25 protein-coding genes are annotated in these 26,280 nt (G+C 41.7%); 9 read left to right on the top strand and 16 right to left on the bottom strand.

Features of this window, described 5'->3' with window-relative positions; all coding sequences use genetic code 11:
- Window positions 1-186: 186 nt before the first annotated feature.
- Together ydiJ and EES38_RS09115 are read left to right on the top strand one after the other, a co-directional pair.
- Window positions 187-3,225 (top strand): D-2-hydroxyglutarate dehydrogenase YdiJ, encoded by a 3,039-nt coding sequence (gene ydiJ, locus EES38_RS09110; RefSeq protein ID WP_124936867.1) that lies wholly within the window; start codon window positions 187-189, stop codon window positions 3,223-3,225.
- 70 nt (window positions 3,226-3,295) lie between these two features.
- On the top strand, window positions 3,296-3,748 hold the full coding sequence (locus tag EES38_RS09115; protein ID WP_124936868.1) for a methyltransferase family protein: 453 nt from the start codon (window positions 3,296-3,298) through the stop codon (window positions 3,746-3,748).
- Between the two features lie 64 nt (window positions 3,749-3,812).
- Here EES38_RS09115 and EES38_RS09120 read toward each other — a convergent pair whose 3' ends face one another.
- From EES38_RS09120 to efpL, 5 genes are all read right to left on the bottom strand, one after another.
- Window positions 3,813-4,544 (bottom strand): DUF3581 domain-containing protein, encoded by a 732-nt coding sequence (locus EES38_RS09120; protein ID WP_124936869.1) that lies wholly within the window; start codon window positions 4,542-4,544, stop codon window positions 3,813-3,815.
- A gap of 197 nt (window positions 4,545-4,741) precedes the next feature.
- Window positions 4,742-5,455, bottom strand: a complete 714-nt coding sequence (gene hutC, locus EES38_RS09125; RefSeq protein ID WP_124936870.1) for a histidine utilization transcriptional repressor HutC — start codon at window positions 5,453-5,455, stop codon at window positions 4,742-4,744.
- A gap of 71 nt (window positions 5,456-5,526) precedes the next feature.
- Window positions 5,527-6,495 (bottom strand): DUF3187 family protein, encoded by a 969-nt coding sequence (locus EES38_RS09130; protein WP_124936871.1) that lies wholly within the window; start codon window positions 6,493-6,495, stop codon window positions 5,527-5,529.
- Between the two features lie 154 nt (window positions 6,496-6,649).
- Window positions 6,650-6,970: an HI1450 family dsDNA-mimic protein gene (locus EES38_RS09135; protein WP_124936872.1), complete on the bottom strand. Its 321-nt coding sequence runs from the start codon at window positions 6,968-6,970 to the stop codon at window positions 6,650-6,652.
- 10 nt (window positions 6,971-6,980) lie between these two features.
- Window positions 6,981-7,547, bottom strand: coding sequence for an elongation factor P-like protein EfpL (gene efpL, locus EES38_RS09140; RefSeq protein WP_124936873.1), 567 nt, complete (start codon window positions 7,545-7,547; stop codon window positions 6,981-6,983).
- Between the two features lie 131 nt (window positions 7,548-7,678).
- Between efpL and EES38_RS09145 the strand changes: the two genes are divergently transcribed.
- Window positions 7,679-8,446, top strand: a complete 768-nt coding sequence (locus EES38_RS09145; protein ID WP_124936874.1) for a nucleotidyltransferase domain-containing protein — start codon at window positions 7,679-7,681, stop codon at window positions 8,444-8,446.
- Between the two features lie 7 nt (window positions 8,447-8,453).
- Here EES38_RS09145 and EES38_RS09150 read toward each other — a convergent pair whose 3' ends face one another.
- The 3 genes from EES38_RS09150 to EES38_RS09160 all read right to left on the bottom strand — a co-directional run bounded on the left by EES38_RS09150 (window position 8,454) and on the right by EES38_RS09160 (window position 13,276).
- Window positions 8,454-10,826, bottom strand: coding sequence for a DNA polymerase II (locus tag EES38_RS09150; protein ID WP_124936875.1), 2,373 nt, complete (start codon window positions 10,824-10,826; stop codon window positions 8,454-8,456).
- Window positions 10,827-10,875: 49 nt separating this feature from the next.
- Entirely contained in the window at window positions 10,876-12,729 is a 1,854-nt protein-coding gene (locus EES38_RS09155) for an Lnb N-terminal periplasmic domain-containing protein (RefSeq protein WP_124936876.1), read from the bottom strand.
- Window positions 12,730-12,790: 61 nt separating this feature from the next.
- On the bottom strand, window positions 12,791-13,276 hold the full coding sequence (locus EES38_RS09160) for a DUF3015 domain-containing protein (RefSeq protein ID WP_124936877.1): 486 nt from the start codon (window positions 13,274-13,276) through the stop codon (window positions 12,791-12,793).
- 349 nt (window positions 13,277-13,625) lie between these two features.
- Between EES38_RS09160 and uvrY the strand changes: the two genes are divergently transcribed.
- From uvrY to pgsA, 3 genes are read left to right on the top strand one after another with little or no spacing between them, the layout of a single operon-like run.
- A complete protein-coding gene (uvrY, locus tag EES38_RS09165; protein WP_124936878.1) occupies window positions 13,626-14,270 on the top strand; it encodes a UvrY/SirA/GacA family response regulator transcription factor in 645 nt (214 codons plus the stop codon).
- Window positions 14,270-16,102 (top strand): excinuclease ABC subunit UvrC, encoded by a 1,833-nt coding sequence (gene uvrC, locus EES38_RS09170; RefSeq protein ID WP_124936879.1) that lies wholly within the window; start codon window positions 14,270-14,272, stop codon window positions 16,100-16,102. The genes uvrY and uvrC overlap by 1 nt, the downstream gene beginning before the upstream one ends.
- Before the next feature lie 36 nt (window positions 16,103-16,138).
- On the top strand, window positions 16,139-16,696 hold the full coding sequence (pgsA, locus tag EES38_RS09175; RefSeq protein WP_124936880.1) for a CDP-diacylglycerol--glycerol-3-phosphate 3-phosphatidyltransferase: 558 nt from the start codon (window positions 16,139-16,141) through the stop codon (window positions 16,694-16,696).
- A gap of 158 nt (window positions 16,697-16,854) precedes the next feature.
- Here pgsA and EES38_RS09180 read toward each other — a convergent pair whose 3' ends face one another.
- The 8 genes from EES38_RS09180 to pspF form a co-directional block, all read right to left on the bottom strand.
- Window positions 16,855-17,661 (bottom strand): ABC transporter permease, encoded by an 807-nt coding sequence (locus EES38_RS09180; RefSeq protein WP_124936881.1) that lies wholly within the window; start codon window positions 17,659-17,661, stop codon window positions 16,855-16,857.
- A 19-nt stretch (window positions 17,662-17,680) separates the two neighbouring features.
- Entirely contained in the window at window positions 17,681-18,472 is a 792-nt protein-coding gene (locus EES38_RS09185) for a DUF2927 domain-containing protein (protein ID WP_166434231.1), read from the bottom strand.
- A 4-nt stretch (window positions 18,473-18,476) separates the two neighbouring features.
- Window positions 18,477-19,262: a peptide ABC transporter ATP-binding protein gene (locus EES38_RS09190; protein WP_124936883.1), complete on the bottom strand. Its 786-nt coding sequence runs from the start codon at window positions 19,260-19,262 to the stop codon at window positions 18,477-18,479.
- Entirely contained in the window at window positions 19,259-20,260 is a 1,002-nt protein-coding gene (locus EES38_RS09195) for a peptide ABC transporter ATP-binding protein (RefSeq protein WP_124936884.1), read from the bottom strand. Before EES38_RS09195 ends, EES38_RS09190 begins: the two co-directional genes overlap by 4 nt.
- Window positions 20,260-21,147, bottom strand: coding sequence for a putrescine export ABC transporter permease SapC (sapC, locus tag EES38_RS09200; RefSeq protein ID WP_124936885.1), 888 nt, complete (start codon window positions 21,145-21,147; stop codon window positions 20,260-20,262). The genes EES38_RS09195 and sapC overlap by 1 nt, the downstream gene beginning before the upstream one ends.
- Complete coding sequence (locus tag EES38_RS09205) at window positions 21,134-22,096, bottom strand: ABC transporter permease (RefSeq protein WP_124936886.1); 963 nt, start codon at window positions 22,094-22,096, stop codon at window positions 21,134-21,136. The genes sapC and EES38_RS09205 overlap by 14 nt, the downstream gene beginning before the upstream one ends.
- Window positions 22,096-23,706 (bottom strand): ABC transporter substrate-binding protein SapA, encoded by a 1,611-nt coding sequence (gene sapA / locus EES38_RS09210; protein ID WP_124936887.1) that lies wholly within the window; start codon window positions 23,704-23,706, stop codon window positions 22,096-22,098. The genes EES38_RS09205 and sapA overlap by 1 nt, the downstream gene beginning before the upstream one ends.
- A gap of 109 nt (window positions 23,707-23,815) precedes the next feature.
- Window positions 23,816-24,808 (bottom strand): phage shock protein operon transcriptional activator, encoded by a 993-nt coding sequence (gene pspF / locus EES38_RS09215; protein WP_124936888.1) that lies wholly within the window; start codon window positions 24,806-24,808, stop codon window positions 23,816-23,818.
- A gap of 170 nt (window positions 24,809-24,978) precedes the next feature.
- Between pspF and pspA the strand changes: the two genes are divergently transcribed.
- Genes pspA through pspC form a run of 3 tightly spaced genes read left to right on the top strand, consistent with a single transcriptional unit; the run spans window position 24,979 to window position 26,274 of the window.
- A complete protein-coding gene (gene pspA, locus EES38_RS09220; RefSeq protein ID WP_124936889.1) occupies window positions 24,979-25,659 on the top strand; it encodes a phage shock protein PspA in 681 nt (226 codons plus the stop codon).
- Window positions 25,659-25,895, top strand: a complete 237-nt coding sequence (gene pspB, locus EES38_RS09225) for an envelope stress response membrane protein PspB (protein ID WP_124937196.1) — start codon at window positions 25,659-25,661, stop codon at window positions 25,893-25,895. The genes pspA and pspB overlap by 1 nt, the downstream gene beginning before the upstream one ends.
- Window positions 25,858-26,274 carry an envelope stress response membrane protein PspC gene (gene pspC / locus EES38_RS09230; protein WP_439333250.1) on the top strand — a complete coding sequence of 139 codons (417 nt, stop codon included), beginning with the start codon at window positions 25,858-25,860 and terminating at the stop codon, window positions 26,272-26,274. Before pspB ends, pspC begins: the two co-directional genes overlap by 38 nt.
- Window positions 26,275-26,280 lie beyond the last annotated feature (6 nt).

The raw sequence follows: 26,280 nt of genomic DNA on the forward strand, positions 1-26,280 counted from the left end.
TATTCATACGGTTGAGCGTATCGCTGCAGTACAATTCGCCGCAAGAAAATCATCATTTATTATTGTGGCATTGATATTCTGTTTTGATCACTTCTCTAAATGTTGTAAAGTGACGCAACTCAAATATCAAGAATAAATTACTCACCCAGTGCTGAGCGGAATCAGCAACATACGGGCAGGAAGCATATGTTACCGAGACTTCATCATCAAACTGACGTTGATCCCATCGTTATCAGCTTTTTACAAGAACTCGATAATTCTGGTTTTACTGGCGACATTGAAACCCAATATTCAAGCCGTCTAGCTGTATCAACTGACAACAGTGTCTATCAACAACTCCCTCAAGCGTTAATCTTACCTAAAACAACTCAAGACGTTGCATTAATAGGTAAGCTTAGTAGTAAATCGCAATATAAAGCAGTGACTTTTTCTCCGCGTGGCGGTGGCACCGGTACAAACGGTCAGTCTCTGACAAAAGGGGTTGTTGTCGATCTGTCACGCCACATGAACAAAATATTAGAAATCAACGATGAAGAAGGTTGGGTTCGAGTTCAGGCTGGTGTGATTAAAGATCAGCTTAATGATGCAGTGCGTCCTTACGGTTATTTCTTTTCTCCTGATTTATCGACCAGTAACCGCGCAACTTTAGGCGGAATGATTAATACCGATGCTTCTGGTCAAGGTTCTTTGAAATATGGTAAGACATCAGATCATGTCCTTTCTCTACAAGCGGTATTTGCTGATGGTTCTATCCTAGAGTCAGATTTGTCTGAAGGCAAACCTGAGGCTGGCTCATACGCCCAGAGAGCTCTGGAAGTTACCGAGCAGGTCTGTCGAGATAAACGTCAACAAATCGTTGACAAGTTTCCTGACCTGAACCGCTTTCTTACTGGTTATGATTTAAAAAATGCGCTTGATGAAACCGATGATTCGTTCAACATCACTCGAGTGTTGTGTGGAGCTGAAGGCTCTCTTGTGTTTATCACCGAAGCGAAGCTAAATCTGACCAAAATACCAACCGCTCGAACTCTGGTGAACATTAAATACGATACGTTTGACTCTGCATTACGTAACGCACCTTTGATGGTTGAAGCAAAGGCGCTCTCGGTCGAGACCGTTGACTCAAAAGTATTGAATCTCGCTAAAGAGGACATCTCTTGGCACAGTGTGAAAGATCTCATTACTGATGTACCTGGAAAGGAAATGCTAGGTATCAACATCGTTGAGTATGCGAGTCAGAACCCTGAAGAGAACCAACAACATGTTGACGCTTTAACCGCTCGTATTGATGAAATGATGGCTAATGGTGAAGCTGGCATTATTGGTTATCAGGTTTGTGATGAGCTCGCCAGCATTAACAAAATCTATAATGTCCGTAAAAAAGCCGTCGGACTTCTCGGTGCTGCTAAGGGTCGAGCCAAGCCAGTTCCTTTTACTGAAGATACGTGTGTACCTCCCCACAACCTAGCCGACTTTATTGCTGATTTCCGCGAGTTGCTTGATGGCCACGGTTTAGCCTACGGTATGTTTGGACACGTTGATGCAGGGGTTCTTCATGTCCGTCCTGCACTCGATATGTGCGATCCTGAGCAAGAAAAAATGATGCACCAAATATCTGATGAGGTCGTAAAGCTCGTTGCTAAATACGGCGGTCTAATGTGGGGTGAGCATGGTAAGGGATATCGATCTGAGTACGGTCCTGAGTTTTTTGGTGATGAGCTATTTAACGAACTAAGACGTGTTAAAGCTGCGTTTGATCCAGATAACAAAATGAACCCGGGTAAGATCTGTACACCGCTTGATACAGAACATGAATTAGTCAAAGTGGCTGATCAGAAGCGAGGACATTTCGATCGTCAGATTCCAGTCCAAGTGCGCGATAGCTTTAAGCAGGCTATGGAATGTAACGGTAATGGACTGTGCTTTAACTACGATACCAGTTCTCCTATGTGTCCATCGATGAAGGTGATGGCAGACCGACGTCATTCTCCAAAGGGACGCGCAGGTTTAGTCCGTGAATGGCTGCGTCAGTTGACTGAAGAGGGGATTGATATCCTCGATTTAGAGCAGCAAACTCTGAATTTAACGTTATCGGTTAAATCTTTGATTGACCGAGTACGTAATCGTTTTAATAAGCGTCATGAGTATGACTTCTCTCACGAAGTTTATGAGGCTATGAATGGGTGTCTGGCTTGTAAGGCGTGTGCGAGTCAATGTCCGATCAAAGTCGATGTGCCGAGTTTCCGCTCGCGTTTTCTGAATATTTATCACTCTCGTTATCAGCGTCCAGCCAAAGATTATTTGGTCGCTAATATCGAAACGATGCTACCTATAATGGCAAAAGCACCTGGTGTGGTGAATACTATTCTTGCTAATAAGTGGGTCAAAGATCTTACCAAGAAAACGGTAGGTTATATTGATGCGCCTCTACTTAGTGTCCCTACACTAGAGAAACGCCTGAAAGAACGTGCTGTTATTCAGTATAACTATCAGGCCATTAAGGATATTCCAGAAGAGCATAAAGAAGACTATGTCATCGTAGTACAGGACCCATTCACAAGTTATTACGATGCTGATGTTGTTGATGATTTTGTTTCTTTAGTGGTTAAGTTGGGTAAGCATCCCATCTTGTTGCCATTCAAGCCAAATGGTAAAGCACAGCATATCAAAGGATTCCTAAAACAGTTTAAGTCCACAGCAAGTTCAACCGCTGAGTTTTTGCGGGAAGTGGCCACTTTAAACATTCCTATGGTGGGGGTTGATCCTGCAACTGTGCTTTGCTATCGAGACGAATATGCAGAAGTATTATTGGAAGAGCGTGGCGATTTCAACGTACTTAATGTTCATGAATGGTTAACACCACGTTTAGATACATTAACGGCAACGGACAGTAAGGCGGTGGAGCCATGGTATCTTTTTGCTCACTGTACGGAAAAAACAAAGATGCCGAACGCTGAGAAAGAGTGGACGCAAATCTTCGCTCAATTCGGTGCACAGTTAGTACCAGTCTCTGTTGGATGTTGTGGCATGGCCGGGACGTTTGGTCATGAAGTTGACAAACTACAGGTCTCAAAAGATATCTACGGATTGAGTTGGAAACCTAATTTAGAGAAGCTGCCTAAAGAGCGCTGCTTGATTACCGGGTATTCCTGCCGAAGTCAGGTCAAACGTTTTGAGGATGTTAAACCCAAACATCCTGTTCAGGCTCTGCTCCAACTCATATAATTAAATAATATCGCCAATGTATAACGCATTGGCGATTTACTTTATACCAAATTATAAATCGAGGTAGAGCATGGAACTGAAAATTCCTCCCGTGATCGTGTTCATCATTGCTGTGTTGGCCATTTATGGTATTGGTTTGTTTGATGCATCACTTTCTCTATTCGATACATTGTCTCTATGGTGTGCGATTGCCTTTTTTATAATGTCGGGAATCTTTGGTTGCTTAGGTGTGTTGTCTTTCAAGCTATCGTCCACAACGGTAAACCCGATGGAGCCAGAGAAGGCGAGTCAAATAGTATCAAGCGGGATTTTTAGATTGTCTCGTAATCCGATGTACCTTGGTTTGCTCTTTCTATTGATCAGCTATTGCTTCTTTTTACAGACTGCTTTTGCTTTTCTTGTTTGTGTTCTATTTGTGCTTTATATGAATCGTTTCCAAATTTACCCTGAGGAGAGGGTGTTAGAGGCGAAATTTGGTCAGGACTACCAACAATATAAGAGTCGAGTTAGGCGCTGGATATAGAAATAAAAAAACCGCATAGAAAAGTATGCGGTTTTTTATTTGATTTCATTTTGCTAGGTGATTGTTAGGCTGCGGCTTCTTGAGCAAATTGGTCTAAGAAGTAATTTTTTCTCTCGTTAAAACGAGTCACCAAGTCATCAACCGCCTCTTGGGAATAGGGTTTAAGGCCACTTGCAACCATTCGTTTTACACCACGGCCAACAACGCTACCTTCTTCCAGAAACTCGAAATTGAGAGTCACAACGCCGCGTTTACCATCAACATCAAATGTAGCACCAGTAAAAGAGACTTCAGGGTGAGTCAGGTTTAAATGAGAAAACTCGACTTCCATACTTTCATAGATAACCAGCGGTCTATCGCAGTTGATCATCATTTGCTTCTCTTCCATAAGAGGAACCATGATATGAGGAAAGTTTTTACCTGAAAATTTGACGTAGCTCGTGACAACGTGTTCGATAAAGGCTTTATCGGTACTGGTGTCGCCTTCATGATGCATATGTAGGTATTCTTTACCATTCACATCAGTAACAGCGATTTCACCTGCTTCTTTTTCTTCGATTTGAAGAGGAATGCCGTCATTTACCATCCCAGAAAAAGTAAACTTCATCTTTTGGCAAATGCCATGCTTTTGCAGCAGTACTGCAAACAGAAGATCACCAGGAACGCAGAAGCGCTTGTTATCTTCATCATGGATGGGATTAAAATCTCCAGCGACCTTTTTCGCGAAATGACTCGCTTGTTGACGGGTAAACTGGAACTGTTGTTCATTTGAAGAAAAATAAGGAGCTAAAAACATAATTTACGTTATCTAACCAATACTAAGTCAAATTATATATGACAATCTTGTTTCAATGGTCTATCCAGTTGCCATAAAATGACATCGCGGCTGATATATTAATCAGTTATCCCAGACAGATGCTTGAAAGCGAATGTGCTAGTGTATGAATAATTGCGAGAAACACAAGGAATTTATCTGCATTGGCATTCTTTGTATTACGTCAGCGTCACTTTTGAGGACAGCTTATATTTACTTGCTGGATGATAAAGTAATGCTGAGCTGATTAGTTTCTCCTCACTCCAAGTTCGACGGTTGAGCAGTAAACAAGGCTCTTGATTTGTCAGCAAAAGAGCCGATTTAACTTTAGAATCAGGCGTTATAGCTTCAACAGTGTGTTCAATCGCGCTTAAAGGGCAGGCGATTGACAAGTAGTGATTGGGTGTGATTTGAGTAAAATCCTGATTTATATAGTCAGGAGCAAATTGAGCATTTACCCAACGAACTTCAAGTTGCAGAGGGATGTTATCAGCATAGTGAATGATTTCTGTATAGTAGGTTTGCGAACCCAACATGACCCCGAGTTTAGTCGCAATGTCATCATCAGCGATGATACTTTTTTGAATTTTAACGTCACTCCGATATTCTTGTCCGCGGTTATGTATTTCATCAGCAATATTGCGTATATCAAGCAAAGGCGATTCTGCTTTTTGCTGAGGGGATGATACAAATGTGCCCAGACGAGGCCGTCTCTGCAGCTTACCATTATTCACGAGATCTCTGATGGCTTTATTCACTGTCATTCTACTGACACTAAATTGTTTCGCTAACTCAAGCTCCGTCGTTATTCTATGACCCACAGGCCAAAAACCACGATCAATATTGTCTTCGATATAGCGTTTTATCTGTAAGTAAAGTGGTGATTCGCTCATAATGACTTCGAAATGATTTGAATATACAAATCATCTCGATTTATCGATCAAAATGCAACTATTAATCCTTGTTAATTAAAGCGAAGTCGATATGCGAGTGTAAACGCAATGTCTGAACTGTTGTTCATATTAAAAATATTCTCGATCATTGATAGCTCAATAGCTGAGGATGTTAGCTTATATCGATAACCAACGACAATTTCGTTCGAAGGAGAAGAGAAGTCGTTTGCGCCGTATGATATACCCTCAAAAGCGTGATATTCGGCAATGAAATCATGATGAGGAGTTATATTGTATTGATAACTCAGACCAAAAGCGCCACTTGTGTCTTTGTAAGGAAAACGTCGCCAATGTCCCTGTGGATGATGAAAAGACAATCCTGCTAACATGTCTAAATGATGATGATTTCTGCGGTAACTGTAATTTAATTGTATAGCCTGTTCAAAGCGCGTATTGCTAAAAATGCTATGATTGATGTCGTTGTAGTAGACGGAAGCGCCGAATGATAGGCCATGATGGGTAGTAGTAAACAGTTGATATTGAGTATAGCCAGTGATAGCACTGCTCAGCGTTTCACCTTCGAATCCTTGTTCTGATTCATCGTATTCAGGATATGAAAGGTAAAATCTATCTTTATCTACTTGATTTCGCCCATTTTGAGATATCCCTAAAAGGTCATGAAAAGCCACAGTGAGGTGATCGAGTTTATTATCAGCGGCGACATTCCATCGATAGTTTAATGCAACTTGCCAGTCATCATTAACCTGCCACTTACCACCAACAAAGAGCTGATTTTGATAATAATCAGCTGAGTATTCTGGGGTATTTGCCCAGACACTAGAGGCTGTTCCACTGACTCCGATTTCCTTTGTGTTTATTGGCAGAGAGAAGCCCGAACGTAACTGAGTTGTCAAAGCATTAACCTGAAGAGGTGCTTGAGAGTACAACTCAAGAGGTCCGTATTGCAGGGCAAAACTCCGTATCGAAGTGGATAAAAGAAATGTGACGAGAAGGAAACGAAAAACAAGTTTAGAGTCCATTATCTTTTACTATTGTTAGAAAACACATCAATATTAATAGCATGAAAAATAATCGATTTCTTTAATCGTTAGCTTATTTTGTAAATATTTAGAGTTATTCAGTGAAGAGTAGGAAAATTCAGCCAGAGAAGTATCTGGCTGAAGGAGAGTATGATTAATCCCGCTTCCACAGTATGTGGCAAGATTTATTGTCCGGATCGAGGCTGATTAGCATTCTGGCGAATATGTCGTCTAATACGTCATTTTCTTCATTTACCAGACCTATACGAATTTCAGCAAACAGTTCTTGGTCTACTTCAAACCCGGTCTGTTCGGCCCAGTCATTGCCGATGTCAACCAGTTCGGCCGCACCTCTGTCATCAAATTGAGCGGTAAATAAAATAACATCCACAGGCTCGAGATTATCAGGTGCCATTTCCAAAAAGATGTCATAAGCCGCATCAATTGCTTCATCGTAAGTTAATTTATCAGCCATAGTATTTCCGTTAAGCTCTGCTCATGAATCTGCGTTCTGCAGTGTTAATGATAATACGGTCTCCAGTTGCAATGTACTCTGGTACCTGTACAACTAAACCTGTACTTAAGCGAGCTGGTTTAGTTCTTGAAGATGCAGATGCGCCTTTGATAGACGGATCGGTTTCTTCAATGACTAGTTCAACCGAGCCAGGTAGTTCGATACCTACTGGTTTGCTGTCAACCAGTACAATTGCAATACCTTGCGTTTCTTCGTTAATGAAAAGTAACTCGTCTTCGATTTCATCTTTTTTGAAAACGAATTGAGTGTAGTCTTCATTATCCATAAAAATGTATTCATCACCATCGGCATAAGAAAAGGTAGCCATGCGCTTATTCATATCAATTGTATCAACAAAGTCATCGGCTTTTAGTCTTTCATCTACGCGCGTTTTGTTTGTCAAATCATAACAACGCAGTTTGTAGATTTTAGAACCACCACGACCACCAGGTGTGGTCACTTCCATATCTTTAATCAGTAAAGATTTACCGTTTGAATTAATAACTAAACCCTTTTTCAGTTCACTTGCTTTTGGCATGGAATAATTCCTAACATTAGATAGTTGTCTTATTATATCCAAAGTTATTCTTGAATAGTATTCTAATCATATGGGTATTATGCTGATTAGCTATATTATCATCACTTAATCAGGACATTCATTACTACGCTATGCCACTTTCTGTTATTGACCCCAACGAACCATTCCAGCCAGACTATCAGCAAGTCGTTGATGACCTGGTCCGTTATTTTCGCGCCGGCCTAGGTGGCAACCTCCATAGTCTTTATATCTATGGTAGTGTGGCGAGAAAAGTGGCTAAACCTCATCGCTCTAATATTGATGTGATTGTCGTGACTCATCATGAGTTTGAAGAAAACCGGCAAACTCTATTTAATAGTTTGCGTTGGCGCTTTCAAAAGGATTTTCCTTTTGTTCCTGACATTTCAATCAAGGCCGCGTTAGTGAAAGAAGTGGCCTCTCTCGATAGCTTGTTTTCCTGGGGCTTTTTGTTAAAGCACTGTGCGGTTTGTATCTACGGCGACGATCTTAGTGAGTGCTTTGGTGAATATGAGCCTAGTTGGGAAATTGCTAAGTATTGGAATATGGATCTTGGTGAATCGCTGCCTGTGTATCGACAAAAGCTAGCCAGAGCCAATTCACCTCAAGAGCAGATCGCCGCTCAAAGTGTTATCGCAAAAAAATTGCTACGTTCGGCTCATACATTAGTCATGTATAAAAATGGGAAATGGCTCGAAGACCCGATGGAATGTGGCAAGGCTTTCCTTGCGTATTTTCCAGAAAAAGAAAAGGATATTCAAAGACTCGGGATTCTGCTTAAAGGAAAACCCATCCCCAAACGTTCTGCGATTGGATTAATCGACGATTTTGGTCCGTGGTTGGTGAAACAATATGAAAAAACCGAATTTCGCATAGGGTAGGTCATACTTAAAAAAGCCCTAACTGAGGTTTGAGTATGTCATTAAAGGTTTTACCGATGAAAGGCAGTATCGCATCAGCAACGGGTTTTAGTTGCTTATTGATGTAATGATCGTAATCAATAGCGTGTTTTCGGTACTCGACTGGTTCCGGGCCAGCAATTGTGATGACATATTCGATTGTTCCTTTATTTTGATATTGCAAAGGTCTGCCCATCTGCTTATTAATGTCATCAGCAATTCTTGCCGCCCTGACTTGAGGGGGAATATTTTTTTGATAATCCGCTAAATGTCGGCGTAGTCGTTTGCGGTACACTAATTCATTATCATGCTCACCCGCCAGCGTTGCTTCTACAATGTCTTTCACATATTGTTCTGGATCGTTGTTTTCAAATATTGTGGAGTAGAGTTGGTACTGAAATTTCTGAGATAATTCAGTCCAATCAGTACGAACACTTTCTAGCCCTTTGAAGATCAGATTTTTTGTGCCGTCATCTTCGATTTTTAATCCGGCATAACGTTTTTTGGAGCCAACTTCAGCGCCACGGATCGTTGGCATCAAGAATCGTTGATAGTGAGTTTCGTATTCTATTTCCAGGCAACTCTCTAACGCATAGTCTTCCAGTAAGAGTGTTTTCCACCATAGATTTATCTCTTCGACTAGTTGTTGACCAATCTGATTCGCTCTGCTGATATCCGTTTTTGAACCCAGAGACACGAATGTCGAATCGGTATCACCATAAATTACGGTATAGCCTTTTGCTTCAATCAGTTCACGAGTTTTTTTCATTATTTCGTGTCCCCGCATCGTGATACTGGAAGCAAGTCGAGTATCGAAGAAGCGGCAACCCGATGAGCCTAAGACGCCATAAAACGAATTCATAATGATTTTTATGGCTTGCGAAAATGCTTTCTCATTATTCTTCTTGGCGACGTCTCTGGCCTGCCAAAGTTCATCGATCATTTGCGGCAAGAAATGTTGGGTTCGATGAAATTGACCACCTCGAAAGCCAGGGACAGCTTGGTTAATATCGTTTCCGATTTCTTGGCGTAGACCTTCAATAAGTCCCAGCGGGTCGATGAGAAATGTTCTTATGATTGACGGATAAAGACTTTTGAAATCGAGAACTAAGACCGAATCATACAAACCTGGAATAGAATCCATTACGTAGCCGCCAGGACTGGCTATCCAGTTTTCAGAAAGCAGATTTGGCGCGATATAACCTGCGCGGTGTAACTGGGGGAGATATAAATTGGTAAACGCCGCGACAGAACCGCCAACTCGGTCTATCTCCAGCCCCGTAAGTTTCGAACGCTGTACCAGAAAATCCATCAGGTGCGTTTTTGCAAAGATCTTGGTGACGAGTTTGCAGTCTTGAAGATTGTATTTTGCCAAACTCGCTTTATCATGCCGAAACATATGGTTGATCTCAGCCATTCGGTCATGGACATTATGGATTTTCTTACCTTCTCCTAAGAGTTCTTGTGATACCGATTCTAACGACCAGGAGCGAAAATAATACGTTGCCGTTTTTAATGCATCGATACCATCTATTACCGCGCGCCCGGGGATTGAAATATAGCTTTTTTGGTTGGCTGAGGTCCGAAAGTAACCTTTTAGTCCTCCTCTACCTATATTGAAAGGTAAGTTATGCCAACTAGCGCGCTTATACAGAAGCTGAAAATCAAAGTCGATAACATTCCAACCAATGATAATATCGGGGTCGAACGTTTCAAACCAACGAAACATTGCGAGTAGAAGGTCTTTTTCATTTGCAACCCATTCAATTAGAATCTCACTTGTAGCGTCTCGTGCATCGCCTATCATAATGACTCTAGAATCGCTATCGCCATGTAAACCAATTGAATAGAGAATGCCTTTCTCTGAACATTCCAGATCGAGAGAAACCAACTTTAAATGGGGTGTGTAGTCAGCAGCGCGACATCGCACATCGTGAAATTCCAGATGAGAAAAGCGATGCTCTCTCGGTTGACCGACAAATTCCAGGCCGCCCTTAATAAACCGCTCCATAAGATAGCGTTCGGCTAGTCGGATATCATCTTCATATAAGATGATGTCATGCTCATGACATAGGGAAGCTAACTGATTCGCTGAAGTGAGAGTTTGAGTATAGATCGCTACCACAGGAATTTGTTCAAAGGTATTTAGATTCACCTTTTTGATTTCTATAACAAGCTGGGCAGTTCTTGCTAGTTCTTCAATCTTTTGCGCATACTCTTCAGACGCAAAATAACAGTGAGTCTGCTGAGGAATAACCAGACGAGTTGGTCCGTTATCGGTGGTAACCCAAAATTCGAGTGAAGATTGACCATTAACTTCCCGCACCTGATGTGTGAGGAGAAATCCATATTGACGTACCAAATGCTACGGACCCAGAGTGATAAACATTAGGGTCCGATGATAGCAAAGATTAGTAGTAGAAATAAGCCGTAACCTTGGCGCTCATCTCTTCTTCATGCCATTTAGAGTAACCGACTTTAGTCCGCAAAGCCGTATTCGTTGATGTGCTCCAGTTCCACGTCGCATCGATAGAGGAGTGATTATCTGCTTTATCATTAAATAGAGATAGCCATTCCGCTTCTATACCGAGGCGGTGCTTTTCATTGAGAGAGTATAGCAGGCCTGATTTAGCTCCAAGTCCATAGGCGAAATCGTTTTCAGTAAGGTCGCCTTGATTGACTTCCGCTTCGACTAACCAGTAAAGGTGTAAACTGTCCGCGCTACCCCATGCTTTTCCAGTCCCGCCATTTAAGAACCAACGTCCTTCATTGGATGCGTCAGGGCGATCAAAACCCAGTTTAACTCCCCATGCTAAGCTATCGAAAACTCTGTTGCTTGGGGCAAGTGCCATCGCATCCATAAAATAGAAATGGTCAACAGCGGTATTTCCACGATCGTTGATGCTGAGCTTGGTATCTAAGAAGCTAATTTGTGCTCCAGGAATAAAACCCTCCTGAGCATCAAAAAGATCGTGATACGATGGGCGCCATTCAATCGAAGTATTATTCGTCTTCTCACTGAATGTATTACGAGCGATTCCTACTCTTGCTGAACCATGACCCTGATCTGGTGAAGTTTTAGGCTTAGCTACGGGAGGAAAAGGAGAAGAGGCATCCACTCGGCTACGCGCGATAAGAATTTTAGTGAGTCTTTTGGCTGTCAAATCGCGCTCAAGTCCTTGGTCATACAATTCAAAATTTAGCCACTCGTAAGCAAATTCTAAAATAGCAGCTTGTTCTGATGAGGTGTACTCCGCTGGTGTTGGGAATATTCCGTCTTCTTTGAGCCTTTTCGTAGCTTGATAAATTCGCTTATCAACGACATCAGACTCATGCAATAGACGAGTACCAAACGCGGCTCGATAGTCGGGCTTGTTGGTTAAACCATTTTTGACCAATGTTTTAACCGTGTCGGATGGCACGGCAGTAATAGGAAAATCACTCACTAAATCTAAGTCTTGATTTCCTAGCTGGAGCAGAGCTAAAAGTTGGTATGAGCAGTTTTCATCGAGAAAGAAGTAGTCAAATTCCGCTTGTTCCAGTTCCCACAAGTGAAGAAGAATCCGGTTTACTTCCTCATTAGTAAAGTTAAGAGGGTATTCCCAAATATCACGAGATTCAATATCGTTGTATTCCCGAACTTTCTTATAGTAGGGCATCACCGTAAAACGACCGGGGTAGGAGCCAACTAACCCTTTCAGGGCGTAAAGCGCTGCGTTGTCACTGGTATTGGGCTCCGCGGCAAAGTTGATAGCAAATGCGACGAGTTCGTTATTTTTGTTTTGATTTTTCGCGTCAATTCGAACAAGGGTATGTCCGAACATTGAAGAGGGGTTATTCATAAACGCAGTCGGAAACACAAGCGTCAATTTATCTGGTTCAATGGCATTCTGCCATTTTATCAAATCAGGGCAATTGAGCTCGGGAGCTTTGTGTCCCATTTTTCGTTCAAGCCATGTATAACGAGCTGGGAACGTACATCGTGCTTTCTGAACTTCATCTGGTGAGCCTGCATACAAGGCTTTAATAGTGGCAGTTAATTCCTGTTGAGGATCGTGCTTTCCTTGGTGAGAGAGAAAAAATGTCGAAGAATCAACGGTGCTTTCGTAATTACTTATAGATCCCTTGAGGTAGTGTCCTAATTTTAGCCAGTAAGCATTATGGCTTAGCGTTGGAACATCAAGTGATTGTTGTCCTGAGAAGGCGGAAGGAGAAAAGAAAGAACAACACAGAAATGAAATACTTAGAATTCGGGATAACGTCATGGATTGTCTTTAGGTTAAAAATGCCTCGCTTGGCGAGGCATTGACTTTACGAAACGCTAAATTAAATAGCGTAAGAAGAAAGCGCAGAATCTTGAGCGATTACTGAATTTAGGTTGTTAAGGACTTCGCTTGAAGTCACGCTTTCAGATTTGAACACTTTTGCGAAATTCCGCTTAGCCATTGTATTAAAGCTTGCTTTATCTGCGTCTTGGATGCCCCAAACTTCAGATAGTGTCGCTAGAGTTTCACCTTCGCCTTTCGCCATGTCGCGCGCAAGGTTATCTAAGTTTCCGTCGATAAACATAGCCAGTTTTTGTTTGGAATCGATAGTACCAGTTCCATCACAGCCCAAAGTACCGAAAGTGATACCGAAAGTTTGGTTACCGGATGTGCCGTTTGTTGTCGCACCTAGTACTTTAAATACTTTACCTGACTTACCATCAAACACCATGGTGCCAAGTCCACAACCAATATCATCATCTGCCATCGCAAAGTGTGAAAGAGGAAGGGTTGCTGCCAATGCTGCCACTGCAAGTAATTTTTTCATATGTTAAATCCCTAAACTGAATTATAAGTTGTGTGATCCGCACGCTACTACTTAATGACGCTTAGTTAGCCTAGGGTATTGATACAGACATTTCAAGTTGTTGCATTTATTAGATATCATAATGATATAAAGATCATGAATCTAATTGGTCGCTTATTATACAGTTTGCTGATTTTTATCATGAAATGTGCAAACAGTAGGGTATTAAAGGTGTTCATCGAAAGAATTGCTTGCCAAAGAAGTCGTTTGGGCTCATAGTCAGGGGAACGCATTTGTGAGAGTCACCCCATTTTAATCGATTCTCATTAATTCAATGGTATAGAGCCTTTTTGATTTTGGAGATACAGGTTTGATTAGTGTTTTCCTTGTAGATGATCATGAGCTGGTTCGTACAGGGATTAGACGGATTATTGAAGACGTCCGTGGAATGACAGTAGCAGGGGAAGCTGATAGTGGTGAACAAGCTGTAAAGTGGTGTCGTAGCAATCATGTTGATGTTGTGCTGATGGACATGAATATGCCAGGCATTGGTGGATTGGAAGCAACGAAGAAAATTCTTCGCTACAATCCCGACGTAAAAATCATCGTTTTGACAGTGCATACTGAAAATCCATTTCCAACCAAGGTTATGCAGGCTGGTGCCGCAGGCTACCTGACAAAAGGGGCTGGTCCAGACGAAATGGTAAATGCTATTCGATTCGTGAATAGCGGACAGAGATACATCTCTCCCGAGATCGCTCAGCAGATGGCTTTGAGTCAAATTTCTCCTGCTTCCGACAATCCGTTCGCGGATTTATCAGAGCGCGAGCTGCAAATTATGATGATGATTACTAAGGGGCAGAAAGTCACTGATATTTCAGAACAGCTTAACCTTAGTCCAAAAACTGTGAACAGCTATCGATATCGATTGTTTGCAAAACTCGATATAAACGGTGATGTAGAACTAACTCATTTAGCGATTCGGCATGGGATGTTAGATACCGAGACGTTGTAGTGGCTAATCCTTTCGATCATATTTCATTTCTTAAAAGTGTAACGAGTCAGCCCGGTGTGTACAGAATGTATAACACCGGAGACGAAGTTATCTACGTCGGAAAAGCAAAAGATTTAAAAAAGCGCTTATCGAGCTACTTCCGCAAAAATGTGGATAACGAGAAAACTCGAGCTTTGGTCACTCATATTGCTAAGATCGACGTCACAGTTACTCATACAGAGACCGAAGCTCTTATTTTAGAGCATAACTACATCAAGCAATACTTACCCAAATACAACGTATTATTGCGAGATGATAAGTCCTATCCCTACATCTTTATTAGTGGACATAAACACCCTAGGGTTTCCATTCATCGTGGCGCTAAGAAAAAGAAGGGTGAATATTTTGGGCCTTACCCTGACTCTGGTGCTGTGCGCAATACTCTCCACTTAGTGCAAAAGATTTTTCCTGTAAGACAGTGTGAAGACTCGGTTTATAGTAATCGAACACGTCCTTGCTTAATGTATCAGATTGGTCGTTGTGCGGGGCCCTGTGTCAGTTCTGTTATTTCTGATGATGAATATGCTGAATTAGTACAATATTTACGCCTCTTTTTAAAAGGTAAAGATCAGCAAGTATTAACGACATTGGTCGATAAGATGGAGAAGGCAAGCCAAGAGCTTAAGTTTGAAGATGCCGCTAAATATCGAGATCAAATTCAAGCTATCCGTCGTGTACAGGAGCAGCAGTTTGTATCTGACGACAGTAGCGACGATATCGATGTGGCAGGCTTTGCTCAGGAGAATGGACTTGCGTGTATCCATATTTTGATGATCCGACAAGGTAAGATTCTTGGTAGCCGGAGTTTCTATCCGAAGATTCCCAATAATACGACTAAAGAAGAAGTGTTTGAGAGTTTCTTTAAACAGTATTATTTGGCGCACAGCGAAAGCCGCACGATTCCAAATAAGATTATTTTAAACTCTGAACTTCTTGAAGATACCTCCGCGTTAGAAGAGGTATTATCCGAGTTGTCCGGAAGAAAAGTGAATTTTCATTCATCGCCCACCGGAACAAAAGGTCGGTATTTGAAACTTGCCAATACTAATGCATTGACCGCTATTACCACGAAAATTAATCATCGAATGACGATTGCGCAACGAACACGTGAATTGTGTGATACTCTGGGGATGGAAACGATCGGTCGAATGGAGTGTTTTGACATCTCTCATACGATGGGTGAGAACACCATCGCTTCTTGCGTTGTATTTAATCAGGAAGGACCAGTGAAACAGGAGTATCGGCGCTACAACATCGAAGGAATTACTGGCGGAGACGATTACGCCGCAATGGCCCAAGTGTTAGAAAAACGATATTCAAAACAGCTTGATGTTGATAAAATCCCAGATGTTATTTTTATTGATGGTGGTAAAGGTCAATTGTTTCGTGCCTATGACGTTATCCAGCAATGCTGGCAAGATTGGCCGAAAAGACCTACTTTGATTGGTATTGCCAAAGGCGTTACCCGAAAACCTGGGCTTGAAACCCTCGTTTTGGTTACCGGCGATGAATTTCATCTTGAAAGTGACTCACCAGCATTGCATTTGATTCAGCATATCCGCGATGAAAGCCACAATCACGCTATAAGTGGCCACAGAGCTAAACGTGGTAAAGCGAGACGGACAAGTTCTTTGGAACACATTGAAGGGATTGGTCCGAAACGACGTCAGGCACTTCTAAAATTCATGGGAGGAATGCAAGAATTAAAAAGAGCAAGTGTAGAAGAAATTGCAAAGGTTCCTGGCATTAGCCTGACTCTCGCAGAGACGATTTATCAGGAATTGAAACATTAGACTCAAAACCCAACGCGACTAATAAGAGCAAGTGATATGCGTTTGAATATACCCAATATTTTATCTTTAATACGATTATTTTTAATTCCTGTTTTTGTCATTATTTTTTATCTTCCTTATCATTGGGCTCCTTTTGGCGCTGCATTAGTGTTCTGTATCGCGAGCATTACCGATTGGTTAGACGGCATGCTAGCGCGCAAGCTAGGTCAAACCTCTCGCTTTGGTGCGTTTATTGATCCGGTCGCAGATAAAGTGCTGGTCGCCTCAGCATTAATTCTTATCACTGATTACTACCACAATATCTGGATTACGATACCCGCTGTCACCATGATTGCCCGTGAAATTATTATTTCTGCGCTTAGAGAGTGGATGGCTGAAATTGGTAAACGTGCGAGTGTTGCTGTTTCATGGGTAGGTAAAGTGAAGACAATGACACAGATGTTCTCTCTTCTTGCCTTGGTTTGGCGCTATGATGAATGGATGATTTGGCTTGGTTACTTATCAATTTACGTTGCGACAGTATTAACCTACTGGTCGATGCTGCAATATCTAAAGGCAGCGAAAGGGGATTTATTGAGTCCCGAAAACTTGTAGCATTATGAGATCGCATAAAAATGGCCAGTATGTAAATACTGGCCATTTTTTATTGTTATCCACAAAATCTGTGGATAACCTGTTTTATAGTAAGTTGATAGATTTAACTTATTGAAAAATAATACTTAATTTAAACGTTATTTACGCTATTAAAAACGTTAGTTGTCAAGCGATTCTTCTGGGATAAAAGTAACTAATATTCGACCTTCATTTGATATACATCTGAGTATCACCATTTTTATTGTTATTAATAATGAAACGGTTAACACCACAAAGATAGCAATCATGATCATGAACTGGTACTTAACGGCTGTGATGGGGGTCGCACCACCAAGTATTTGTCCCGTCATCATGCCCGGAAGAGTCACGAGGCCAATTGTTGTCATAGAAGCAAGAATAGGCGCTATTGCCTTCTTAACGGCATCTTTGACAAAAAGCTGGCTAGCGTAAGCGGGAGATGCGCCCAGAGAAAGCGCACCTTCGTATTCGGCTTTACGTTCTCTAAAGGAAGTAAACAAATTTTGTAATGCAATAATATTACTGCTCAGAGTATTCCCCAAAAGCATACCTGCCAAAGGAATCATATATTGAGTGTTGTAAAACGGGGTTGGTTTGACAATAAAAAGGCACAAAATCAATAAGACTGGAATACAGCCACAAAATAGCCCAAGACTAACTGGCAGCCAAAGCTTTTTCTTCGGAAGGTTCGCTTTATCAATAATAGAAAATGCTCCAATAAGCATCATGATGACCAGCCAAAGACTGTTCACCGTTAAGCTATTTAAATTAAAAAGATAGCTTAAATAGATTCCGACAAGTGCAAGCTGAACGCCCATTCGTGTCACAGATATTAAGATATCTTTCTCAACTCTTAACTTTAAGTGGCGGCTAATAGCAAAAGGAATAAGGAGGGTAAGGCTAAACAGAGCAAGTTGCAGCCAAGAGATATCAATAACACTGTTCATTAGGTCTTCCGTGTCTTTTTTACATACCTAAGTATTGTCTGAGAGGGGAATAAATAGATTGCGAGTAAATTTCGTCCAATTCACCATTTCGCTGCATTTCTTTATATCGTCTAATCAGGATTGGCTTTAATGTTGTCTTATTCATGCCCGCTTTTACTTCGGGACTATACAATAATTTAACCAGAGTTATATCGAGCGGAGTCAAAAAGATGTCTGGTGTATGGTCATTAAACACTGAGGGAAATGATCGGTCAGAATCGTTTTTTAGTCCCAGAGCCTGAGTGGTTTCCTCAACAATACAAGAGACTAATTTTCCTTGTTCACGAGCTTGATCGACAGGTATGACAATGACGGCTTGCACGATTCTTGATGTTGAACGTTCTGATCGAATGTTAAACATGCAGGTCGAACCGTATGTATTCTCTGCCGATTTTTCTCCCATCTCTCGTCTAACAATATCTTTCCAGAGCGCTTGTTTCGTAAAGAAGATAAGCATATTGGCTTCGTATCGTTTACTAACCTTGGTGATCGATAAGCCGGTCAATTTGCGCAATTGCTGTAGATGAAGTGAGAGAAGGTGGTTATGAAGTTCTTCGTTACCAACATCGTGCTTAACCCAAACTTTGATTGGGTTTTCCCATTTTAATGCAGGAGTCAAGCCTGAGCTAAACTCGCTTTCTAGTACAACGTCTGAAAACGCATTTTCAACAAAGGGGAGATCACGCCAACCGGAGTTTCTTTCCAGTGCGTCAGAGAATATAGGATACACAATCGAAAAAACGATTAATAAAAATAGACCAATTTTCTTCAATATATTAAAACACCAGTGACTTATTAAAGTGACTTTCAATCATACGTTGTGTGACGATATGTTGAGGATTTGACAATACTTCTTGAGTATAGCCAGATTCCACGACTTCGCCCTCATGCATAACAATCACTTTATCAGTTATGTGCTTAATAATGCCAATATGCTGTGAAACATAAACGAAGGAAACCCCCATTTCTTCCTGAAGTTCAAGAATCAGGTTAATTATCTGTGAGCGCATTGCCATATCTAAACCATTTAATGCTTCGTCAGCAATAATAATGGAGGGTTGTAGAATAAGCGCCCTGGCTAAGCAGACTCTTTGCTTTTGGCCTGTTGCTAACATTTGGGGGTAGAAGTAAGCATGTTCTGGGAGCAGTCCCACTCTCAATAAAGTTTCTTTAACTCGACGCTGTCTGTCTTCCAGAGACATATTGGTATTTCGTCTTAAAGGACCATCAAGAATTCGACCAATTTGAATCCGAGGATTAAGAGAGGTGTTCGGATCCTGAAAAATCATCCGAATGAGCTTGCAGCGCGTCTCATAATCTTTATGGTGTAACTCTTCTCCATTGACCTTGATTTTACCTGTCGTCGGCTCGACAACGCCAGCAAGGATCTTTGCTAGTGTCGATTTTCCAGAGCCATTTTTACCTATGAAGCCAATTGTTTGTCCGACCTCGAGAGAAAAACTGACCGGTTTTACTGCTTCGTACGTTTTCTTTTGAAAGAAGATAGAGTGACTAGAAAACGATTTAGATAAATTAGTCACTTCCAATAATGGAATACTCATTTTTCTTCTCTCTGTTCAACGTTAAGCGGAAAATGGCAAGCATATTTGTGACGCTTGACTATCGTACTTCGCGGCACTTCAACACACTGGCGTTGGGCATAAGGACAGCGAGGCCCCAACCGGCAGCCGATCGGTAAATGCTGTAATGGTGGAATCGAACCTGGTAAAGAGTGCAGCTTTTGCTTATGCGGGATGGCATCACTAAAGTCTGGCATTGCGGTCAACAAGGCAACAGTGTAAGGATGCTTGGGCGCTGCGATAATATCTTCCGTTGCAGCAGATTCAACCGATTGACCACAATACATGACGGTAATTCGGTTGGCCCATTGGGTGATGGTTGTTAAGTCGTGACCAATTAGAAGAATGGTTGTGTTATCAACCTGATTCATACGACTTAACAAGCGTAATATTTGAGACTGGGTTATCGGATCTAAGTCATTTGTTGGTTCATCAGCAACCAATAATTTTGGTTTTGCCGCAATTGCCATCGCAATCATGACCTTTTGACATTCACCGTCTGTTAACTCATAGGGATAGCTGTCCATGATGCGACTGTGATCTTTTATACCCACTTTGTGCAACAGTGCAATAGCTTGCTTTTTGCGCCATGCAAATCTTTGCCACCAGGCGCCATCAAAGGCGCGAGAAGGAATCGCTTCGATCAGTTGCTTGCCTAATTTGTCGGAAGGGTCGAGACAGGTAGAAGGCTCCTGAAAAATCATAGCGACATCGCGTGCGATAATACGGCGTCTTTCTCGTGGTGTTAATTGGAGCAGATCGACATTTCCCAGTCGCATACGGTCAGCAGTAATGCGCCATTGCTCTTTACACACACCAACGAGTGCTTTAGCAACAAGGCTTTTCCCCGAACCTGACTCACCAACTAATCCACGGATTTCGCCTTCATTCATGGTGACGCTCATTCGGTCGACCGCTTTTACAATGCCCTGAGGTGTATCGATTTCAATCGTTAAATGGCGAATATCTAAGATCGGCATTATTCAATCCCCGCGCTTAGTGCTCGACGTGTTCCATCACCAACGAGATTCACAACAATAATTGTAAACATGATGGTTAACCCGGGTAGGGTAACGGTCCAGGGTGCTAAATACAATAGCTCTACCGAATCACCTAAAATGGCACCCCATTCAGGACTTGGCGCTTGAGCTCCGAGACCGAGAAAACCAAGCGCGGTAATATCAAGAATCGCCGCCGATAATGCAAAAGTAATCTCAGATGCGATAACTGTCAGTACATTCGGTATAATTGAATTCCACAATAGATAGATATCACTGGCGCCATCTAAACGTGCGGCCATTATGTAGTCTTTCGCAACTTCGTTATGCACAGCTGTATACAAAGAGCGGATAAAGCGAGGTATCAGTGCTAGCGCGATAGCGTAAAGTACATGAAACTCACCAGGCCCAAGGAAAGCAACAAAAATAATCCCCAGTAGAAGCGACGGAATCGAGGCGATGGTATCGAGTAAGTGGTTCAGAGTGCTCGATAGAATACCTGATGTCATCCCAGCCAGTATGCCGATAGTGCAACCCACCACCATTGACGTTAGAGTGATTAGCACTGCGGCTCCAAGAGAATGACGCGAGCCATCAATCACTCTCGATAAAATGTCTCTTCCTAAATCGTCAGTACCAAAAAAATAGTCGACGCTTCCTGATGGATCCCAAGAGGGGGGTAATAGTAAGTTGCCTGTCTGGGTTTGCGCATTATGCGGCGCGATCCACGGTGCTAGAATCGTAATGATCAGCAGAATTAATAGACACCATAAACCAAACATAGCCAAGCTGTTCGAGCGATAACTACGCCAGAATCGTTCAAATTGGCTAGGGATTTTATCTTCTTGATAAACGTTATTGCTGAGCATACCAAGTCTTCCTTACCAGTGGATTGATAATGGCACCTATCAGATCGGAAATAATGTTTGCTGATAGTACGACTGTAGCAACAACAATGACGCCAGCCTGGATTGAAACGTAATCTTCTTTCGCTAATGCGTCTAATAACCAGCGGCCGATACCTGGCCAGTTAAAGATAGACTCAGTAATGATAGCGAGAGCAAACATGGTTGATAGCTGAAAACCGAACTTCGGTATAATTGGCGGTATCGCGTTTCTCAACACGTGTTCACGTACGATACTGTACTGAGATAACCCGCGAATTCTAGCAACACGAATATAGTTTTGACTCATGACGTCAGCCACGGATTCCCGCATTAAACGAATGATTTGTGTAGTCGGTGACAAAGCTAAAACAACGCAAGGCATTATCATATGTTGAATGACACTTTGAATAGCCTGAGCTCTATCATCCTTATGAGATAGGAACACGTCGATTAGAGTAAATCCCGTGATATGGTCGATATTATATAAAAGGTCATAGCGTCCGGATACTGGGAAAAGTTGATAGTTTAGAGACAGAACCATTATCAGAATCAACGCAATCCAATAAATAGGTGCTGAGTAACCACACATAGCGATAAACGAAACGACAGTGTCGATCCATTTACCTTGCTTCATTCCAGCGATTGTGCCGAGAGGAATACCGACAACTAATGCAATTGTGAAGGATAGAATGCACAGTTCCAGTGTAGCTGGAAACACTATTTTAAGTTCATCAAGTATCGGGGTGCCTTGATGGTTTACCCCAAAGTTAAGCTGTAATAACTCTCTTAAATAAACAAGCCATCCAGACCAGTAATTATCCTGGGCCCAATGGGAGAGTGGATCCAATCGCATAATGCTGTAACCAACGATAGTTAAAATCAGCAGTGTAATGATGAAGAGATTAAACTTCCTCAGCATATAAATAAGCATTAATGGATCCTCTCGACGGTATTAAACGGGGATACATTAAATGGATTTACGTGAAACCCTTTAAGGCTATTGTTATAGGCTTTAAATTGCATTCCATGCGCCAGAGGAATTACTGGGAATTGTTGGTTAATAATATTTTGAGCCTGCTTGTATAAGTTTAGACGATAGCGTGGGCGGTTCACTTCGAGCGCTAAGTCTAACAAAAAGTCGAAATCTTCGTTACACCATTTTGACAGGTTTATGCCGGTTTTAACGGCAGGGCACGAGAGAATAGGTCGTAAAAAAGAGTCGGGATCTGGTGTTTGACCTGACCATCCTGTCAATATTAAATCGACGGAGTTTAATTCACGGCGACTGACATTTTCTTCGGATATTAAATGCAACGTAATGCCAATATCTTTAAGATTTGATTGTATGAGCTCCGCCGTTTTTCGTGGACTCGGGTTATAAGCTGATGGTCTCAAGGGCACTAGCATCGTTAGCTCCAAACCAGAAGAAAACCCAGCATCGCGCAATAATCCTAAAGAATATCCTCTGTCATAGCGTACCTGAACAGTATCTTTTTGGTATGCCCAAGAGGAGGGAGGAAGAATGTTATAGGCAATACTGCCTGTTCCATAGTAAACAGAATCGAGAATCTTATTGCGGTTAATAGCAAAACTAATCGCTTTGCGCACGCGAGCATCATTAATGGCCGGATGTTCAGTGTTTACTGCAATAAACGAAACATTCATCGCAGGCGCAGACATCAGACTAACGTGCTCTCTTTCTTCGATTATTGGAATCTGGCTTGAGATTGGTGTACTTAGTACGTCACATTCATTGAGTAGAAGTTTGGCTAGCGTACCTGTCCCTCTTTGGGATACATCGAACACAACCTGAGACATTTTAGCTACACCGTTCCAATAGGAATCGTTGCGTTTCAAACGAATAAAGTCATTGTTGTGGTATTCGGAAACATAAAAAGGACCCGTACCAACTGGGTTTTTATCGATGAGGGGTTTCTCATCGGCCAACAAAAGTTGGTCTGCATACTCTTTAGATAAAAGGACTGCGTGAGAAGTCGCGATGTTAGAAAGAAAACTATTGTCTGGATGGCGTAGTACGAATTCAACCGTGTAATCATCCAGCGCTCTTACCGATTCTACGAGACGGTTAAATCCAATACCGTCAAACCAAGGATAACGGCCGCCGCCGACTTCATGATAAGGATTATTTTCATCAATGATACGGTCAAAACTGAACACGACATCTTGAGCATTTAAACTTCTTGATGGGGAAAACCACGCTGTTTTCTGAAACTCGATATTGTGTTTGAGCGAAAAAGTATAACGAGTACCATCTTCACTTACCTGCCAAGATTCAGCAATACTAGGTTTGGGCTTTTGATTATTGTCATCCAGTATCAGAAGTGAATCGTATATTTGAGGACCTAGGGCATTAGTTACAATCCCACTCTCGGTCAACTGAGGATTGAAAGTCGTGGGACTTCCTTGACCACAATAGACGAAGCCGGTATCCCGAACTTTGCTATGTTCAACGTTATCTTTACAAGCTGAAAGTATGACCAAGCTAAAAATGCCTAGCATCACATCTGATAGTATTTTCATATTTAAAGAAGTCTGATAATGCAGGGAAGTGACTATCCCATTGTACTTGCGCCACTTTAACACTTTTAGCATAGTCTACCAATCATAAAGGTGTGGGCAGTCGTCTTAATTAACTGTTTTTTGTCGGAATCCCATATTTCCTTACCAGCCCTCTCAATTGATGATAGCTCAGTCCTAGTTGGTGAGCCGTATCTTTTTGATTTAAGTTATTGCTAGCTAATGTTTGCGAGAGAATTTGTTGTTCCGTGGATTCTAGCCAGTCTTTGAGATTCATAGGTAAGGTATAGAGTGGTTTGTTGGCTTCGTCAGGCTTATCTTGTGCCGAAACGAAAGGACTTTTTAGAGGTTCGAGTACAATTGTTGTGACAGGTTGGTTGGGATCCGAATTCAAAAATACCGCGCGTTCCACTACGTTTCTTAGTTGCCTTACATTGCCAGGCCAGTTGTAGTCCAACAGTTCCTGTTCGACCGTTTTACTGAACCCTGCAAAGAAAGAGCGATTGATTTCTTTACACATTTTGATAGCAAAGTGTTGAGCCAATAACATGATGTCTTCTTTACGGTACCTTAATGGAGGTACATGGATAACATCGAATGTGAGTCGGTCGAGGAGGTCTTCTCGAAATCTGTTTTGTTTGATTAACTCAGTTAAATCTTCATTGGTCGCGCTTATAAGGCGTACGTCTGAATATAATGTTTTACTACCACCGACGCGTTCGTATTCACCGTATTCTACAACTCGGAGAAGCTTCTCCTGAACGTGGAGGGGAGCAGTCGCTATCTCATCTAGAAACAATGTGCCTTTTTCTGCTCGTTCAAATTTACCACTATGCTGGCTTCTGGCACCGGTGAACGACCCTGCTTCGTGTCCAAATAATTCCGAATCGACTAACTCTTTAGACATAGCAGCACAATTCATGGTCACATAAGGTTTGTCCCAGCGTGTTGATAGAAAGTGAAGCCGAGAAGCGATAAGCTCTTTCCCTGATCCTCGTTCACCAACGATAAGAACTGGTCGTTCAGCTTTGGCAAGAATAGATACTTTTTCTAATACATTAAGAAATGCGGGTGATTCTCCAATAAGGTTATTGCGACGATTCATAGACACCTCCAGTTTGGTTAAAAATACCACTAAGAAGTTATTTATTCACCATTATTCATTTTCATGCTTTGTGATTTTTATTAACTAATTGATTTTTATTGTTTTATATTTTGGCACGAACATTGATTAAAACTAGGTAGGTAATCATCGAAACGAGCAGGAAGGATAATATGGGTATTTTTTCAAGATTTGCCGATATCGTAAATTCAAATATCAGCGCATTACTGGATAAAGCGGAAGATCCCGAGAAAATGATTAAGCTTATTATTCAGGAAATGGAAGATACATTAGTTGAGGTTCGAAGTGACTCTGCGAAGGCAATCGCGGATAAAAAAGAGCTAAGTCGTAAAATTGTCAGTCTTGAGGAACAAGCTGATGATTGGGCGAACAAAGCATCGCTTGCTTTATCTAAGGAACGTGAAGATTTGGCTCGCGCAGCGCTCATCGAAAAGCAGAAGTTACTCGATATTATTAAAGAGTTAAAAAATGAAGCCACGTTGGTCGAGGATACGATAGAAAAGTTAACTGGTGAAGTGAGTAAACTCGAAGCAAAAATTATTGAGACGAGAGCAAAGCAACAAGCACTACTAATCAGAAACTCTGCCGCTGGTGGACGTAGAAACATACAAAAGCATCTTTATCGTAGTCAAACTGACGAAACAATGGCCAAATTTGATCAGTTTTCGCGAAAAATTGATGAGCTGGATGCGGAAGCCGACCTATATGCTCAATCAAATAGTAAACGTTCATTACACGACGAGTTTGCTGAACTTCAGGCTCAAGATGAAATTGAAAAAGAATTGGCTGAGCTGAAACAAAAAATGAATAAAGGAGCAGGTGATAAAGAATGATGACATTTTCTTTTGTATTTCTCCCACTGTTAGCCTTTATAGTGTTTGTCGCACCATTATGGTTAATCTTACATTATCGCAGCAAGCGCAAGGCGGACTCAGGGCTGAACGAACAGGATATGGGACAATTGCATGAGTTAACCCGACAGGCTGAGTCCCTTAAGCAACGAATAAGAACATTAGAAAAAATTCTTGATGATGAGGCACCGAACTGGAGGGAGTATAATGGCAGGTAAAGAGCTTTACCGCGATCCGGTTGAAGGCAAAATCTCGGGTGTATGTGCGGGGATCGCGAACTACTTTTCTTTAGAAGTTTGGCTAGTTCGGATTATTGTGATTTCAGTGGCGTTGCTCGGTGGCGCGTTTATTGTTGTTTTAGCGTATATAGCGCTAAGCTTGATGCTGGAAAAACGTATTGCATCGGATGAGGCAGTAAATAATTATCACAAGGAACACACTCTCAAGCAACGTCCATGGAAACAAGGCGAATCGCCATCGGAGCTACTTGGCAATTTAAGTGCCGAGTTTTCATACATGGAGACAACAGTTCGAAAAATGGAGGCGTATGTGACTTCAGAAGCTCATAAAGTGAATAAAGAATTTAAAAATTTATAGGGAAAT

Origin of the sequence: Vibrio viridaestus (assembly GCF_003856525.1) — a bacterium.
GTDB classification, from domain to species: Bacteria; Pseudomonadota; Gammaproteobacteria; order Enterobacterales; family Vibrionaceae; genus Vibrio; species Vibrio viridaestus.